Annotated in this window: 13 protein-coding genes; 6 read left to right on the top strand and 7 right to left on the bottom strand. The window is 70.2% G+C overall.

Annotated features, from left to right (window positions below):
* Positions 1-5: 5 nt before the first annotated feature.
* The 4 genes from CFW40_RS08640 to CFW40_RS08625 all read left to right on the top strand — a co-directional run bounded on the left by CFW40_RS08640 (position 6) and on the right by CFW40_RS08625 (position 4257).
* Entirely contained in the window at positions 6-779 is a 774-nt protein-coding gene (locus CFW40_RS08640; RefSeq protein ID WP_088797233.1) for a TraR/DksA C4-type zinc finger protein, read from the top strand.
* 120 nt (positions 780-899) lie between these two features.
* On the top strand, positions 900-1502 hold the full coding sequence (gene lspA, locus CFW40_RS08635; RefSeq protein ID WP_088797232.1) for a signal peptidase II: 603 nt from the start codon (positions 900-902) through the stop codon (positions 1500-1502).
* A gap of 115 nt (positions 1503-1617) precedes the next feature.
* Positions 1618-2559 (top strand): RluA family pseudouridine synthase, encoded by a 942-nt coding sequence (locus CFW40_RS08630; RefSeq protein WP_088797231.1) that lies wholly within the window; start codon positions 1618-1620, stop codon positions 2557-2559.
* Positions 2560-2661: 102 nt separating this feature from the next.
* A complete protein-coding gene (locus tag CFW40_RS08625) occupies positions 2662-4257 on the top strand; it encodes a Na+/H+ antiporter (protein WP_088797230.1) in 1596 nt (531 codons plus the stop codon).
* A gap of 26 nt (positions 4258-4283) precedes the next feature.
* Here CFW40_RS08625 and CFW40_RS08620 read toward each other — a convergent pair whose 3' ends face one another.
* Positions 4284-5330, bottom strand: a complete 1047-nt coding sequence (locus CFW40_RS08620; protein ID WP_088801982.1) for a mechanosensitive ion channel family protein — start codon at positions 5328-5330, stop codon at positions 4284-4286.
* A gap of 112 nt (positions 5331-5442) precedes the next feature.
* On the opposite strand from CFW40_RS08620, the gene CFW40_RS08615 reads away from it, so the two are divergent.
* The gene (locus CFW40_RS08615) at positions 5443-6054 is read left to right on the top strand and encodes a dienelactone hydrolase family protein (RefSeq protein WP_176956549.1); all 612 of its coding nucleotides are present in this window, start codon (positions 5443-5445) and stop codon (positions 6052-6054) included.
* A gap of 49 nt (positions 6055-6103) precedes the next feature.
* Here the strand turns inward: CFW40_RS08615 and CFW40_RS08610 are convergent, their stop codons facing one another.
* The 6 genes from CFW40_RS08610 to CFW40_RS08585 form a co-directional block, all read right to left on the bottom strand.
* On the bottom strand, positions 6104-7747 hold the full coding sequence (locus CFW40_RS08610) for an alkaline phosphatase (RefSeq protein WP_088797228.1): 1644 nt from the start codon (positions 7745-7747) through the stop codon (positions 6104-6106).
* Between the two features lie 89 nt (positions 7748-7836).
* Positions 7837-8775: a thioredoxin domain-containing protein gene (locus CFW40_RS08605; RefSeq protein WP_088797227.1), complete on the bottom strand. Its 939-nt coding sequence runs from the start codon at positions 8773-8775 to the stop codon at positions 7837-7839.
* Positions 8776-8820: 45 nt separating this feature from the next.
* A complete protein-coding gene (locus CFW40_RS08600) occupies positions 8821-9534 on the bottom strand; it encodes a hypothetical protein (protein ID WP_088797226.1) in 714 nt (237 codons plus the stop codon).
* A 122-nt stretch (positions 9535-9656) separates the two neighbouring features.
* A complete protein-coding gene (locus CFW40_RS08595; protein ID WP_088797225.1) occupies positions 9657-10505 on the bottom strand; it encodes a thioredoxin domain-containing protein in 849 nt (282 codons plus the stop codon).
* Positions 10506-10604: 99 nt separating this feature from the next.
* On the bottom strand, positions 10605-11264 hold the full coding sequence (locus tag CFW40_RS08590; protein ID WP_088797224.1) for a hypothetical protein: 660 nt from the start codon (positions 11262-11264) through the stop codon (positions 10605-10607).
* Between the two features lie 113 nt (positions 11265-11377).
* Complete coding sequence (locus CFW40_RS08585; RefSeq protein ID WP_088797223.1) at positions 11378-12736, bottom strand: DUF2252 domain-containing protein; 1359 nt, start codon at positions 12734-12736, stop codon at positions 11378-11380.
* Positions 12737-12969: 233 nt separating this feature from the next.
* Between CFW40_RS08585 and dnaE the strand changes: the two genes are divergently transcribed.
* Positions 12970-16521 carry a DNA polymerase III subunit alpha gene (gene dnaE / locus CFW40_RS08580; RefSeq protein ID WP_088797222.1) on the top strand — a complete coding sequence of 1184 codons (3552 nt, stop codon included), beginning with the start codon at positions 12970-12972 and terminating at the stop codon, positions 16519-16521.
* Positions 16522-16669: the final 148 nt, after the last annotated feature.

The following is a 16669-nucleotide window of genomic DNA, read 5'->3' as shown; positions in this document are numbered from 1 at the left end:
CGGCCATGGTGGCGAAAAAGACCGCCGCGGAGAAGAGCACGACGCCTGCCGACGAGGCCGTCGCGAAGCAGCCTGCGACGAAGAAGACGGCCCCGGAGAAGGCAGCTCCGAAGAAGGCCGCGGCCAGGAAGACGGCGGCCGGTACGACCACGCCCGGGAAGACCACGGCCGAACGGGCGGCGCCGAAGAAGGCGGCCGCGAAGAAGCCGGCGGCCAGGAAGACCGCGGCGAAGAAGACCGCGAAGAAGGCTCCGGCCAAGACGGCCGCGGTGCCCGCTAAGAAGACGGGAGCCAAGACGGTGGTGGCGAAGAAGACTGCGGCCGCAACGGCCAAGGCCCACGGCAACGACTCCGCGGTGCCCATGGCCCGGGTGGCCGCGGCGCCGGGGGAGCTTGCCGTACGGCCCGGCGAGGACCCCTGGACGCCCGAAGAGGTCACCGAGGCACGGACCGAACTGATGGAGGAGACGGCGCGGCTGCGGCTGGAGATCGTCTCGGCCGAGGACGCCATCGCCGGGCTGATGCGCGACTCCGGTGACGGAGCGGGCGACGACGAGGCCGACACCGGCACCAAGAACATCACCCGCGAACACGAGCTGGCGCTCGCCTCCAACGCCCGCGAGATGCTCCACCAGACCGAGCGCGCCCTGGGCCGGCTGGACGCGGGCACCTACGGCCTCTGCGAGAACTGCGGCAACCCCATCGGCAAGGCGCGGATGCAGGCCTTCCCCCGGGCGACGCTGTGCGTGGAGTGCAAGCAGAAGCAGGAACGCCGTTGAGCGGCCGGCAGGCGTCGCCGACGGCACCCGGTCCGCCCGCGCCCGTACGTGTGTGCCGTACTCTCGTGGTTCAGCCGGGCATGGCCCGGCCGTGGACACGACGGGCTGAGGGACTCACACGTGGCTAAGGCCGAACGCATCACCGGTACGCCGGAACCCGAGCCGGGTGCCGGAGCGGATTCCGCCGAGGAATCCGAGGGGAGTAAGACGGTGAAGCCGGAGCAGGGCACCGGACAGCGCAAGCGGCGGATCACCGCGCTGCTGCTGGTCGCGCTCTGCGTCTACCTGCTCGACCTGGGCAGCAAGCTCCTGGTGGTCGCGAAACTGGAGCACCATGAGCCCATCCAGGTCATCGGGACGCTGCTGCAGTTCACCGTGATCCGTAACCGCGGCGCCGCATTCAGCATGGGCGAGGCGCTGACGATCTTCCTCACCCTCATCGCGGTGGCCGTGATCGTGGTGATCGCCCGGATCGCCCGCAAGCTCTACAGCCTGCCCTGGGCGATCGCGCTCGGGCTGCTGCTCGGCGGCGCCTTCGGCAACCTCACCGACCGGCTGTTCCGCTCGCCGGGGGTCTTCGAGGGCGCGGTGGTCGACTTCATCGCCCCGGCGCACTTCGCGGTCTTCAACCTCGCCGACTCCGGGATCGTCTGCGGCGGCATCCTGATCGTGATCCTGTCCTTCCGGGGACTGGACCCCGACGGGACCGTGCACAAGGACTGACACCCCGAGACGGGGCCGGCCGGGGCAGGAGCCGTTGGCGGCGCCGGCAACGGGGCTGTGGGGCCGGGCCCCGGCCCCGGGCAGGGCACCGTGACGGGACTGCCATACTCGTGGGGTGAGCACCATTCCCGAGATCCGCACCCTGCCCGTACCGGACGGCCTGGAGGGCGAGCGCGTCGACGCCGCGCTGGCCCGGATGTTCGGCTTCTCCCGTACGAAGGCGGCCGAACTCGCCGCCGCCGGCAAGGTCCGGGTCGACGGATCCGAGGTGATGAAGTCCGAGCGGGTGACCGGCGGCGCCTGGCTGGAAGTCGAGATGCCGCAGGCCGCGGCGCCCGTGGAGATCATCGCCGAGCCCGTCGAGGGCATGGAGATCGTGCACGACGACGACGACATCGTGGTGATCGTCAAGCCCGTCGGCGTGGCCGCGCACCCCAGCCCCGGCTGGACGGGCACCACCGTCATCGGCGGTCTGGCCGCGGCCGGCTACCGCATCTCCACCTCCGGCGCCGCCGAGCGCCAGGGCATCGTGCACCGCCTCGACGTCGGCACCTCCGGCCTGATGGTGGTCGCCAAGTCCGAGCGCGCCTACACCCTGCTCAAGCAGCAGTTCCGTGAGCGCACCGTCGACAAGCGCTACCACGCCCTGGTCCAGGGCCACCCGGACCCGATGAGCGGCACCATCGACGCCCCCATCGGCCGGCACCCCCAGCACGACTACAAGTGGGCGGTGACCGCCGAGGGCAAGGCGTCCGTCACGCACTACGACCTGATCGAGGCGTTCCGCGCGGCCAGCCTGCTCGACATCAAGCTGGAGACCGGCCGCACCCACCAGATCCGGGTGCACATGTCCGCGCACCGCCACCCCTGCGTCGGCGACCTGACCTACGGCGCCGACCCCACCCTCGCCAAGCGCCTCGGCGTCACCCGGCAGTGGCTGCACGCCATGCGGCTGGGCTTCGAGCACCCCTCCGACGGCCGCTGGGTCGAGTTCGAGAGCGCCTACCCGGAGGACCTGCAGCGCGCCCTGGACACCGTCCGGGACGAGAGCGGCTGACGCGCAGAACACCGGGCGGGCGCCGACACGGCGGGCACATGTCCGTGTCATGGCACGCTGGGGTCGGAAAATGACCGCATCCGACCCCGGAGCGTAGCCACCGTGGACCAGCTGGCTCTGATGTTCGTCCTGCTGCTCGGAGCCGTGGTCATGGTTCCGGTCGGCGACCGGCTGAGGCTTCCGTCGCCGGTGCTGATGACCCTCGTCGGCGCCGTGCTGGCACTGCTGCCGTTCGTGCCCAACGTCGAGGTGCCGCCCGAGTTCATCCTGCCGGTGGTGCTGCCGCCGCTGCTCTACGCGGCCGTGCAGCGCACCTCCTGGCGGCAGTTCACCGCCAACGTCCGGCCGATCTTCCTGCTTGCCGTGGCGCTGGTCTTCGCCACCACCGCCGCGGTCGCCGCCGTCGCCCAGGCGGTGGTGCCCGGGATGCCGGTGGCCGCAGCGGTGGTGCTCGGCGCGCTGGTCGCCCCGCCCGACCCGGTGGCCGCGACGGCCGTCGCGGGCAAGCTCGGGCTGCCTCGCCGGCTGGTGTCGATCCTGGAGGGCGAGGGGCTGTTCAACGATGTCACCGCCATCGTGCTGTACCACGTCGCGCTCGCGGCGGCGGTCAGCGGAACCTTCTCGGTGCCCGCCGCGGTCGGCTCGCTGGTGCTCTCCGCGGTGGTCGCCATAGCGGTCGGCCTGGGGCTCGGCTGGGTCACCAACAAGCTGATGGGGCTGCTCGGTGACCCGACCCTGCAGATCGGTCTGACGCTGCTGGTGCCGTTCGTCGCGTACGTCCTGGCCGAGAACTTCCGCGGGTCCGGGGTGCTGGCGGTGCTGACCTGCGCGCTGTTCCTGGCCGAGTACGCGGTCGACCCGGACGATGTGATGGGGCGGCTCGCCGGCTACACCTTCTGGGAGGTCGTCGACACCCTCGTCACCGGTGTCGCCTTCGGGCTGATCGGCCTGGAGCTGCACAACATCTTCGGGGCGGCCTCTCACCGCTGGGGCCAGCTGCTCGGCGCCGGCGCCGCCGTCGTCGGGGTGGTCGTCGGCGTCCGCCTGCTGTGGCTGCTGCCCGCCGCCTGGCTGGCCAGGCGGATGCACAAGCGCCGCGACTACGACGAGGAGATCCCGATGAGCTGGCGGGAGACGCTCATCATGTGGTGGGCGGGGATGCGCGGGGTGGCCTCGGTGGCGCTGGCGCTGGCCATTCCGTACAGCGTCGACGGCGGCGAGGACTTCCCGGTCCGCGACGACATCCTCTTCATCGCCTTCGCGGTGGTGCTCAGCACGCTCCTCGTCCAGGGCCTCACCCTGCCCTGGCTGGTGCGCCGGCTGCGGGTACGGGCCGACACCGATGCCGTCGACGCGCTGGAGCGGGAGCTGGCGATCCGGGTGATCAAGGCGTCCAAGCGGCGGCTGAAGGAGATCCTGGAGGTCGAGGAGCTGCCCGACGAGGTCAGCGAGCAACTGGCCCGCCGCGCGCACGACATCGGTGCCCGGATCGCGCCGGACATCGTCGACGACGAGCGGCGCGAGCTCTTCGACAAGCGCATCACCCGGCTGAAGAAGGTGCACCGCATCCAGGGCGAGATGCTGTCGGCCGCCCGGCACGAGGTACTGGCGGCGCGCAGCGAACCGGGCGCGGACCCGGAGATCGTCGACCGGGTGCTGCGCCATCTGGACATGCGCAGCCTGCGGGGCGCGCCGTAGGGGGTGTCTCCCTCCAGGGACAGCCCTTAGGGCCTGTCCGGCGGCGCCGTCGCCGTGGTGATCCGCGGCAGTGCGTAGGCGTGTTCGGCCCGCAGCCACTCCAGCAGCCGCTCGCGGACCTCGCAGCGCACCGTCCACAGGGTGTCCGAGTCCCGGGCGGTCACCAGCGCGCGCACCACGATCGTGGACGGTGTGGTGTCGGTGACCACCAGACTCCAGGACCTGCCGTCCCACTCCGGGCACTCCTGGAGGACTTCCAGCAGCCGCTGACGCATCTTCTCCACCGGCGCGCTGTGGTCGAGGTGGAAGAGGACCGTGCCGGTCATCTGCGCACCGCCGCGCGACCAGTTCTCGAACGGCTTGCCGGTGAAGTACGACACCGGCATGGTGATCCGGCGCTCGTCCCAGGTCCGCACGGTCAGAAAGGTCAGCGTGATCTCCTCGACCGTGCCCCACTCGCCGTCCACGACGACGGTGTCCCCGATCCGCACCATGTCGCCGAACGCGATCTGCAGCCCCGCGAAGAGGTTGCCGAGGGTGGACTGGGCGGCGATACCGGCGACGATGCCCAGCAGACCGGCCGACGCCAGCATGGAGGTACCGACCGCCCGCATCGCCGGGAACGTCAGCAGCATCGAGGCGGCCGCGACGACGATCACCACGGCCGTCACCACCCGCTGGATCAGCGTCACCTGGGTCCGTACCCGCCGCACCCGTGCCGCGTCCCGGGCGCCCGCCGCATAGCGCGAGTACGAGGACTCGACGATGGCCGCCGCGGCCCGGACGACCAGCCAGGCGGTCGCCGCGATCAGGACCAGGGTCAGCGCCTGCCCGATGCCCGCCGCGTGCTTTTCGACGGACTCCAGGCCCGTATGGTCGAACGAGCCGCGCAACAGGGCCGCGCAGAGCACCACTTGCAGCGGTATCCGGCAGCGGCGCAGCAGGCCCCACAAGGGGGTCTCCGGGTGGCCGGCGTCGATCCGGCGCAGTGCCCGGTCGGCGAGCCAGACCAGAATGAGCGCGAGCAGGACGGCGCCGCCGATGACGACGACCGGACGCAGGACGTCCTCCAAGGACACGAGACTCCTCCTCCGTGGGGTGCGAGGGGCTGTGGTGTGCTGGTACCCGGTCCCCGTGACCGTAACTGGCAGGATGGGGCGAGATCGATCCAACCCCAGGGAAGTGATGTCAGTGCCGGCCGCCTCCGAGTCCCCGACCAGCGGACTTTCGACGATTGTGCTGTTCCATTCGGTGTGCGGGCTGCGTCCCGCGGTGCATGCCGCGGCGGACCGGCTGCGCGCCGCGGGGCACGAGGTGATCGTCCCCGATCTGTTCGACGGCCGGACCGCCGACTCCGTCCCGGACGGCATTCTCATCAAGGACGAGATCGGCAAGGAGGAACTGCTCAAGCGGGCCATCACGGCCGTCGCGCCCTACTCCGACCGCGGGCTGGTCTACGCCGGCTTCTCCTTCGGCGGCTCGGTCGCGCAGAACCTCGCGCTCGGCGACGAGCGGACCCGCGGGCTCCTTCTGCTGCACGGCACCTCGGACATCGCGGACGGCACCGTCGCCGACGACCTGCCGGTGCAGCTGCATGTCGCCGACCCCGATCCGTACGAGCCGCACGACTGGCTGAACGCCTGGTATCTGCAGATGCGCCGGGCCGGCGCGGACGTGGAGGTCTTCCGCTACGCCGGCGCCGGCCATCTCTTCACGGATCCCGATCTGCCCGACTACGACGCGGAGGCCGCTGAGAGCGCCTGGAAGGTGGCGCTGGGCTTCCTCGCCGAGCTGTGAGCCGGCAGGCCGGGCGGACCGGGGCGGGCTTACCCTCGGGGAGACACCCCTAGACGAGCGGCTGGTCCGCGCGCTCCACCTGCTGGCTGCCGGACCGGGTCAGGTACGAGCGCAGCAGGGTGCTGGTGGCGTTCGGATCGGTCTTGTCGGAGATGCCGAAGTAGTCCATCTGCGTCCGCTCGGCGTCGATGTCCAGGACCCCGTAGCCGTGCGAGTCCATGTCCAGCCACTTCACATGGCGGTTGGCGGCCTTGATGGCGGCGACCCCGGCCAGCGAGACCGTGTGCGGGGCGACGTGCAGGAAGTCGTCCACGTTGTCGGAGGTGACGGAGGTGACCACGAACTCCGTCGCCACCGCGCGGTCGGCGGGGTAGGTCGCCGCCTGGAGCGGCACCTCGTTGGCCCAGGCCATGTGGATGTCGCCGGTCAGGAACACCGTGTTGTCGATGCCGCGGTCGCTGAGGTGGCTCAGCAGCTCGCGTCGGTCGTCGGTGTAGCCGTCCCACTGGTCGGTGTTGATCGCCAGGCCCTCCTTGGGTATCCCGAGGATCTCGGCGAGCGGGCCCAGCAGCTTCGCGGGGACGGCGCCGAAGGCGACCTGCGAGATCATCACCGAGGTGCCGACCAGCCGCCAGGCGGTGTCCGAGCGCTCCAGTCCGGACTTGAGCCAGTCCAGCTGCGCCCGCCCGGTGATCGTACGGCTCGGGTCGTCGACCGCCCCGCTGCCCGGCTTGACCTGGGCGTCGCGGAACGACCGCAGGTCCAGCAGGTGCAGATCGGCGAGGGTGCCGAAGCGCAGCCTGCGGTAGGTGGTGCCGGCGATCGAGGGGCGCACCGGCATCCACTCGAAGTAGGCCTGCTTCGCGGCGGCCACCCGCGCGGACCAGGGGCCCTCGGTCTCCGGGGTGTGGTTGACCGCGCCGCCCTTCCAGGCGTTGTCGGCGAACTCGTGGTCGTCCCACATGGCGATGACCGGGTGCGTGGCGTGCATGGCCATCGCGTCCGGGTCGGTCTTGTGGACGCCGTGGCGGATGCGGTAGTCGGCGAGCGTCAGCAGCTCGTGGGCGGGGGTGTGCGGGCGGACGACGTACTTGAACTCCGGGTACTCGCCGGACTTGTACTCGTAGAGGTAGTCGCCGACGTGGAGCACCGCGTCCAGCTCGGTGCGGGCGGCCAGGTGCCGGTAGGGGGAGAAGTAGCCGGACTCCCAGTTGGCGCAGGAGACCACGCCGAAGCGGATGTTGCCGGCCGCGGTGTCGGGGGCGGGCGCGGTACGGGTCCGGCCGACGGGGGAGTGCTGTCCGTCGACGGTGAAGCGGTAGTAGTAGTGGGTGGCCGGGTGCAGGCCGCGGACGTCGGCCTTGACGGTGTGGTCACTGGCGGCAGAGGTGGTCAGGTTCCCCCGGGCGACAACGGACGTGAAGTTCTTGTCGCTCGCCACCTGCCAGCTCACCTTGGTGGCCGGTCCGCGGCCGGAGCCGGGGGTCGCCGACGCGGTCGGCGTGACCCGGGTCCACAGCAGTACGCCGTCCGGGAGCGGGTCCCCGGAGGCGACGCCGTGCTGGAAGAACGAGCCCTGGTCCGCGGCCTCTTGGGCGTGCGCGGTGGCGGCGCCGGCGAACGGCAGAAGGGCGGCGGTGGCGGCTACGGCCGTGACGGCAGTGCGGCGCGAGATCTGGTCATGATCGGTCACGGCCGATCACCTTACTGGCCGGTAAACGAACCCGGGAGGGCGAATTCCGATAACTCCGGGAATTCGCCCGCCCGTTGTCCGAAAGGCACTCAGTGGGAGCCCGAGGGATCCTTTTCGCCCTCGCGGATGCCGTTCGTGCCACCTTCGCCCGTGCTGCCGCCCTTGCCCCCGCCCCCTCCGGCCGGCTTCTTCGCCGGGCCGAACTCCTTGTCGATCATCTTCTTGAAGTTGGCCTGCGCCAGCTGGTTGTACTGCGCCTGCGTCATCTGCTGCTGCGGGACCTGCGGCATGACCAGTTTCTTGTCGCCGTGCATGAACGCGGGCGTGCCCTTGACGCCCTTGCGTCCGAACAGCGCGGTCATCTCCATCGCCCAGCGGTCGTAGGTGCCCTTCTTGACCGCCGTGGCGAACGCCTTGTCGTTCTTCAGCGCCGGCACCTCGCCGGCGACCTTGAGCAGTTCCGCGTCCTTGGCGTACAGGTCCTCGCGCTCGTCGGGGTGGTACTTGGCCGAGTACAGCGCCGACTTGTACTGCAAGAAGGCCTCCGGGCTGACGTTCAGCGCCGCGCCGAGCGCGCTCAGCGCGTTCTTCGAGCCCTCACCGCCGCCGGCACCGTCGATGAAGGTGTACATCGTGAAGCGGACCCGGTACCGGCCGTCCTCGATGTCCTTGGCCAGGGCCTTGCCGCTGCTCTGCTCGAAGGCCGCACACGCCGGGCAGCGGACGTCCTCGAAGACCTCCAGGGTCTGCTTGGCGTTCTTGTCGCCTATCAGGATCTCGGTGCCGTTCTTGCCCTGGGTGTGCGCGGGCGTGACGAGCTTGGCCTCCTTGGCGGCCTCCCAGCCCTTGGGCTCGTTGGCCTTCATCACGGCGTAGCCGATGCCGCCGGCCACCGCCAGGACGCCGATCACCGCGCCCGTCGCGGTCAGTTGGCGGCGCAGCTTGTCCTTCTTCTTCTGGCGTTCCCGCTCGGCCCGGATGCGTTCGCGGGCCGCGGTCTTGTTGGCGAGGTTGTTGCGGTTGCTCATGGGTGGTGGGGTCCCCTCGAGGTCGTGCCGGCTTCGGTGTGCTGGTCAGGCGCTGGCCGGGCGGGGCGGGCCGCGGCGCCGTACGCAGTGCACGAGGAGGGGGAGCGGGCGGGGCGGCGGCAGCGGGTGCAGCGGCCGGATCCGCCGGCGGGGCGGGGCGGGGGTGGTGGTGCGCACCGCGACCGCGGTGCGCAGCGGGCGGAAGGCGCCGGCCGCGGCGGCGCGCAGCAGGGCGTCCAGGGCGGCGTCCCCGCGGTGCAGCCAGGCCGCGGCGAGCAGGCCGACCGCGACATGGGCGGCGAGCAGCAGCCAGGGGGCCGCCGCCGGGACGGCCGGCGGCAGCGGCGCGCCCGGACGGACGGCCGCGCGGGCCAGCGGTGTGCCCCATTCGCCGCCCCGGCACAGCATTTCGACGCCGACCGAGCGCAGCGGGCCGGTGACCGGGCCGCCGGCCGGCCCGTAACAGGTGTGCTGCCCGGTGGTGAAGACGGTGTCGGCGGCCAGTTCGAGCGGCACCAGCAGCGCGGCGACGGCGCCGAATCCGCGCTCCCGGCCGGTCAGCGCATAGGCCGCGGCGAAGACCCCCGCGCAGGTCGCGAGGACCGGAGCGGGCGGTAACGGGTGGTGCGAGAGCAGCACATGGGAGGCCGCGGACAGGGCGGTGCACAGCGCGGTGAACAGTGCCGCCCGCAGCGCCCTGAGCTGGACTCCCGGCGCGGCCGCCGGCCGGGCCCCGGGGCGTATTCCCGTCGCCTGCATGACGGGAGTCTGCCATGTGCACGGCACGAGCCCGGGTCAAGATTTGGCATCGGCCGGCGCGCACGGAGCACGCCGGCCGCGAGGTACGGGACGCGGCCCGGCCGGTGACCGGGCCGCCCGCGTCACTTCTTCAGGGCCTTGTCCACCATGGAGTTGAAGGCGGCCACGCTGGACGGCGCCACCTTGCCCTGCGGGCTGTCCGTGCCCAGCACCGTGTCGTTGAGCTTGATCGTCGGGGTGCTGGTGACGTCCTTGACCGCGCTGAAGGCGTTGGACATCTCCATCGCCCACCGGTCGTACGTGCCCGACTTGACGGCCTTCTGGAAGGCCGCGTTGCCCTTGAGTGCCGGGATGGTGTCGGCGACCTTGATCAGGTAGCTGTCGTCGGCGAACTTGTCCGGGCCGGTCTCGTCCGGGTGGAACTCCTTCGAGTACAGCGCGTACTTGTACTTCAGGAAGGCGTCGGGGCTGACGTCGAGCGCGGCGCCCAGTGCGCTCAGCGCGTTCTTGGAGCCGGTGCCCTTGAGGTTGGCGTCGAGGAACGTGCCCAGGTGGTAGGACGCCTTGTACTTGCCGTCCTTGATGTCCTTCTCGACGGTGGCGCCCACGTTCTGCTCGAAGGCCGCGCAGCCGGGGCAGCGCGGGTCCTCGAAGAGGTTCAGGGTGTTCTTGGCGTCCTTCTTGCCGACGACGACCGTGGTGCCGTTCTTGCCGCTGGTGTTGTGGGGCTTGGTCAGCGGGGCCTTCGCGGCCTTCGCCCAGTCGGTGCTGTCCCCGGAGGCGGAGCTGCTGCCGCCGTCCATGGAGGAGACCGCCACCCCGATGCCACCGGCGATCGCCAGGACGCCGACGATCGCACCGCCGACGATCAGCTGCCGGCGGATCTTGTCCTTCTTCGCCTGCCGCTCACGCTCGGCGCGCAGCCGCTCGCGGGCTGCCTGCTTGTTGGCCTGGTTGTTGCGGTTGCTCATGGCTGTTCCTGCTCTGTGAAGATCCGTGAGGCGGGAGATATGTGCGGTCGGCGGCGTACGCACGCGGTGCGGGCGCACGCGGGCCGCGCGGCCGAAGGCCTACGCGGCCAGTGCGCAGGGCGGTCCACGGCGCACGACGCAGTGCACGAGCAGGGGGACGGCGCGGGCGGGGCGCCCGGGCCGTACGGGGGCGGGCACCGGGCGGCGCGGTGCGGCGCCGGCGACGATGACCGCGACGGCGATCAGCAGCGGGCGGAAGGCGAAGCCCGCCATCGCGCCCAGCAGCTGGTGCAGCGCTCGCTCGCCGCGGCGCAGCCAGCCCGCCGCCAGCAGCCCGGTGCACACATGCGCCGCGAGCAGGACGAGCCAGGTGATCACGGGCGCGGTGTCCTGTGGGGACAGCCGCGTCAGCGGTGCGCCGACGGGGTCGCCACCGCACAGCAGATCCACGCCCAGTGAGCGCAGCGGGCCGGCGACCGGGCCGCCGGCCGCTCCGTAACAGGTGTGCTGTCCCAGGCTGAAGGCCAGATCGGCGGCCAGTTCCAGGGGGACCAGCAGCGACGCGATCCGCCAGAAGCCGCGCTCCCGGCCGGCCAGCGCGTAGGCGAGGGCGAACACGGCGGCACTGAGCGCGCTGACGAGGCTCAGCGGCAGCGGCATACGGGACAGCAGGACGTGCGAACCCGCGGAGAGCGTCACGCACAGCGCCGTGAAAAGCGCTGCGCGCAGTGCCCGCAGGTGTGCCGCCGAGATGTCCATTACAGCCGAGTGTGCCATGGGCCGGGGTAAGCGGCGGCTAAGGGGGTCCGAAGCCGTACGCACCGGTGCATACGGTGCGTACGGCATGCGGCGGCCCTCTCGTCCTGACCGCCCTACAGCCCCGGGATCCGCCCGTTGCGGAAGAGGTCCACGAAGATCTGGTGGTCACGGCGGGCGCGGGCGCCGTAGGAGTGCGCGAAGTCGACCAGCAGCGACGCGAAGCCGTCCTCGTCGGCGGCGATGGCCGCGTCGATGGCCCGCTCCGTCGAGAACGGCACCAGCGAGTGGCCGCTCTCGTCGTCCGCGGCGGCGTGCATGGTCGCGGTGGCCCGGCCCAGGTCGGCCACCACCGCCGCGATCTCCTCCGGGTCGTCGATGTCCGACCAGTCCAGGTCGACGGCGTACGGCGAGATCTCGGCGACCAGCTGGCCCGCGCCGTCCAGTTCGGTCCAGCCCAGCCACGGGTCGGCGTGGTCCTGCAGGGCGCGCTGCGAGATCACCGTGCGGTGGCCCTCGTGCTGGAAGTAGCCGCGGACCGCGGGGTCGGTGATGTGCCGGGAGACGGCCGGGGTCTGCGCCTGCTTCATGTAGATCACGACGTCGTTCTCCAGGGCGTCGCTGTTGCCCTCGAGCAGGATGTTGTACGACGGCAGACCGGCCGAGCCGATGCCGATGCCGCGGCGGCCCACCACGTCCTTGACGCGGTAGGAGTCCGGGCGGTCCAGGCTGGACTCCGGAAGCGTCTCCAGATAGCCGTCGAAGGCGGCGAGGACCTTGTAGCGGGTCGCCGCGTCCAGTTCGACGCTGCCGCCGCCCGCCGAGAAGCGGCGCTCGAAGTCGCGGATCTCCGTCATGGAGTCCAGCAGCCCGAACCGGGTCAGCGAGCGGGCCATGCGCAGCGCGCCCAGCAGCGGCCCGTCGGCCGTGTCCAGGGTGAAGGGCGGCAGCTCGTCCCGGTCGGAGCTCTTCGTCCCCGAGGCCAGCGCGTGGATGCGCTCCCGGTAGGCGGCGGCGTAGGTGCGCACCAGGTCGGTGATCTGCTTGTCGCTGAGCGCCTTGGCGTAGCCGATCAGCGCGACCGAGGCGGCGAACCGCTTGAGGTCCCAGGTGAACGGCCCGACGTACGCCTCGTCGAAGTCGTTGACGTTGAAGATCAGCCGGCCCGTGGAGTCCATGTACGTGCCGAAGTTCTCGGCGTGCAGATCGCCGTGGATCCACACCCGGCCGGTCTGCTCGTCCAGATACGGGCCGCCGTCCTTGCCGCCGTCGTCCTGCGCGGCCTCCAGGTCCCGGTAGAACAGGCAGGCCGTGCCCCGGTAGAAGGCGAAGGCGGAGGCGGCCATCTTCCGGAATTTCACACGGAAGGCCGCGGGGTCGGCGGCGAGCAGCTCCCCGAAGGCGGTGTCGAAGACGGCGAGGATTTCCTCGCCGCGCTGCTCGGCGTCCTGCGCCGGGGCGTGCTGGGACGGCATCGCTGGGTGCCTCCTGAGGTGCGGAAGGGGTACGGAGAGCCGTGGCGGAACCCGTCGCGGATCTGCCACTGACAACGCGCGAGGCTACTCGTCGGTGCCCGCCGATTGTCAGTGGGGAGTCGTAGACTTCGAGACCGTCTCACCCATCCGTCGCCGACCGTGCACCGGCCGTCCGACCGCCGTCCCGCGCCGAGGCGCTTCGCGCCGTTTCGTACTTTTGGAGGTCCCCCGCCGTGGCAGCCCCGTCCAGGCCCCCCTTCACGCACCTGCATGTCCACACCCAGTACTCACTGCTGGACGGTGCGGCGCGGCTGTCGGACATGTTCAAGGCGTGCAACGAGATGGACATGACGCATATCGCCATGTCCGACCACGGCAACCTCCACGGCGCGTACGACTTCTTCCACTCGGCGCAGAAGGCCGGGGTGACGCCGATCATCGGCATCGAGGCGTATGTGGCGCCGGAGTCGCGGCGGCTCAAGCGCAAGATCCAGTGGGGCCAGCCGCATCAGAAGCGCGACGACGTCTCCGGTTCCGGTGGTTACACCCACAAGACGATCTGGGCGGCGAACAAGACCGGTCTGCACAACCTCTTCCGGCTGTCCTCGGACGCCTACGCCGAGGGCTGGCTGCAGAAGTGGCCGCGGATGGACAAGGAGACCATCGCCCAGTGGTCCGAGGGCCTGATCGCCTCCACCGGCTGCCCCTCCGGTGAGCTGCAGACCCGGCTGCGGCTCGGCCAGTTCGACGAGGCGCTGAAGTCCGCCTCCGAGTACCAGGACATCTTCGGCAAGGACCGGTATTTCCTGGAGCTGATGGACCACGGCATCGAGATCGAGCGCCGGGTCCGCGACGGCCTGCTGGAGATCGGGAAGAAGCTCGGCATCCCCCCGCTGGTCACCAACGACTCGCACTACACCTACGCCCACGAGTCCACGGCGCACGACGCCCTGCTGTGCATCCAGACCGGCAAGAACCTCTCCGACCCGGACCGCTTCCGCTTCGACGGCACCGGCTACTACCTCAAGTCCACCGACGAGATGTACGCCATCGACTCCTCGGACGCCTGGCAGGAGGGCTGCGCCAACACCTTCCTGGTGGCCGAGCAGATCGACACCAGCGGGATGTTCGAGAAGCGCGACCTGATGCCGAAGTTCGACATCCCGGAGGGCTACACCGAGGTCACCTGGTTCCAGGAGGAGGTCCGGGCCGGCATGCAGCGCCGCTACCCGGACGGGGTCCCCGAGGACCGGCAGAAGCAGGCCGAGTACGAGATGGACATCATCATCCAGATGGGGTTCCCCGGCTACTTCCTCGTCGTCGCCGACTTCATCATGTGGGCCAAGAACAACGGGATCGCGGTGGGCCCCGGCCGTGGCTCCGCGGCCGGTTCGATCGTGGCGTACGCCATGGGCATCACCGACCTCGACCCGATCACCCACGGACTGATCTTCGAGCGGTTCCTCAACCCCGAGCGCGTCTCCATGCCCGATGTCGACATCGACTTCGACGAGCGCAGGCGCGTCGAAGTGATCCGGTATGTGACGGAGAAGTACGGCTCCGACAAGGTCGCCATGATCGGCACCTACGGCAAGATCAAGGCCAAGAACGCCATCAAGGACTCCGCGCGCGTCCTCGGCTACCCCTATGCGATGGGCGACCGCCTCACCAAGGCCATGCCCGCCGACGTCCTCGGCAAGGGCATCGACCTCAGCGGCATCACCGACCCCAAGCACCCGCGCTACAGCGAGGCGGGCGAGATCCGGGGGATGTACGAGAGCGAGCCGGACGTCAAGAAGGTCATCGACACCGCCAAGGGTGTGGAGGGCCTGGTCCGTCAGATGGGTGTGCACGCGGCCGGCGTGATCATGTCCAGTGAGCCCATCGTCGACCACGCCCCGCTCTGGACGCGGCACACCGACGGCGTGACCATCACGCAGTGGGACTACCCCCAGTGCGAGTCGCTGGGCCTGCTCAAGATGGACTTCCTGGGCCTGCGCAACCTCACGATCATGGACGACGCCGTCAAGATGGTGAAGGCCAACAAGGGCGTCGACCTGGAGATGCTCTCCGTACCGCTCGACGACCCCAAGACCTTCGAGCTGCTCTGCCGCGGCGACACCCTCGGCGTCTTCCAGTTCGACGGCGGCCCGATGCGTTCGCTGCTGCGGCTGATGAAGCCCGACAACTTCGAGGACATTTCCGCCGTCTCGGCGCTCTACCGTCCCGGCCCGATGGGCATGGACTCGCACACCAACTACGCGCTGCGCAAGAACGGCCTCCAGGAGATCACCCCGATCCACCCGGAGCTGGAGGAGCCCCTCAAGGAGGTCCTGGGCCTGACCTACGGCCTGATCGTCTACCAGGAGCAGGTGCAGAAGGCCGCCCAGATCATCGCCGGGTACTCCCTCGGCGAGGCCGACATCCTCCGCCGCGTCATGGGCAAGAAGAAGCCCGAGGAACTGGCGAAGAACTTCGTCCTCTTCCAGGAGGGCGCCCGCAAGAACGGCTTCTCCGACCAGGCCATCCAGGCCCTGTGGGACGTCCTGGTCCCCTTCGCCGGCTACGCCTTCAACAAGGCGCACTCCTCCGCGTACGGCCTGGTCACCTACTGGACCGCCTACCTCAAGGCCAACTACCCGGCCGAGTACATGTCCGCGCTGCTGACCTCCGTGCGCGACGACAAGGACAAGTCGGCGGTCTACCTGAACGAATGCCGCCGCATGGGCATCAAGGTGCTGCCGCCGAACGTCAACGAGTCCGAGGCCAACTTCGCCGCCCAGGGCGACGATGTGATCCTCTTCGGTCTCACCGCGGTCCGTAACGTCGGCCAGAACGTCGTCGACTCGATCATCCGCTGCCGCAAGGCGAAGGGAAAGTACCTCTCCTTCCCCGACTACCTCGACAAGGTCGACGCGGTCGTCTGCAACAAGCGCACCACCGAATCGCTGATCAAGGCCGGCGCCTTCGACGAGATGGGCCACACCCGCAAGGGCCTGACGGCGCACTACGAACCGATGATCGACAACGTCGTCCAGGTCAAGCGCAAGGAGGCCGAGGGGCAGTTCGACCTCTTCGGCGGCATGGGCGACGACAGTGCGGACGAGGGCCCCGGCTTCGGTCTGGACGTGGAGTTCTCGGACATCGAGTGGGACAAGACCTATCTCCTCGCCCAGGAGCGCGAGATGCTGGGCCTCTACGTCTCCGACCACCCGCTCTTCGGCCTGGAACACGTGCTGTCCGACAAGGCGGACGCCGCCATCGCCCAGCTGACCGGCGGCGACTACTCCGACGGTTCGATCGTCACCATCGGCGGCATCATCTCCGGCCTGCAGCGCAAGATGACCAAGCAGGGCAACGCCTGGGCGATCGCCACCGTCGAGGACCTGGCCGGCTCCATCGACTGCATGTTCTTCCCGGCGACCTACCAGCTGGTGTCCACCCAACTCGTCGAGGACACCGTGGTCTTCGTCAAGGGCCGCCTCGACAAGCGGGAGGACATCCCGCGGCTGGTGGCCATGGAGATGATGGTCCCCGACCTCTCCGAGGCCGGCACCAACGCCCCCGTGACGATCACCATTCCCACGGTCAAGGTCACCCCGCCGATGGTCGAGAAGCTGGGCGAGGTGCTGAGCAGCCACCGCGGCTCCACGGAGGTGCGGATCAAACTCCAGGGGGCACGCAAGACGACCGTGCTCCGGCTCGACCGGCACCGGGTCACGCCCGACCCGTCGCTGTTCGGTGACCTCAAGGTGCTGCTCGGCCCGTCCTGCCTGGCGGGCTGACCGCCGGCCGCGGGCCTGCAGACGCCGCGCGACAGCCGGGCCCTTGAGGACAGACCCTGGATGACAGGCCCTTGGCACCACGCCCTACCCCGAGGGGCGCGCCCGAAGTGGACGCGCCCCTCAACCACTGTGCGGCGTGGCTCAGTTG

This window comes from Streptomyces sp. 2114.4 (assembly GCF_900187385.1).
GTDB classification, from domain to species: domain Bacteria; phylum Actinomycetota; class Actinomycetes; order Streptomycetales; family Streptomycetaceae; genus Streptomyces; species Streptomyces mooreae.
Note: the sequence above shows the minus strand (reverse complement) of the source record. Positions and strands in the feature narration are given on the sequence as shown.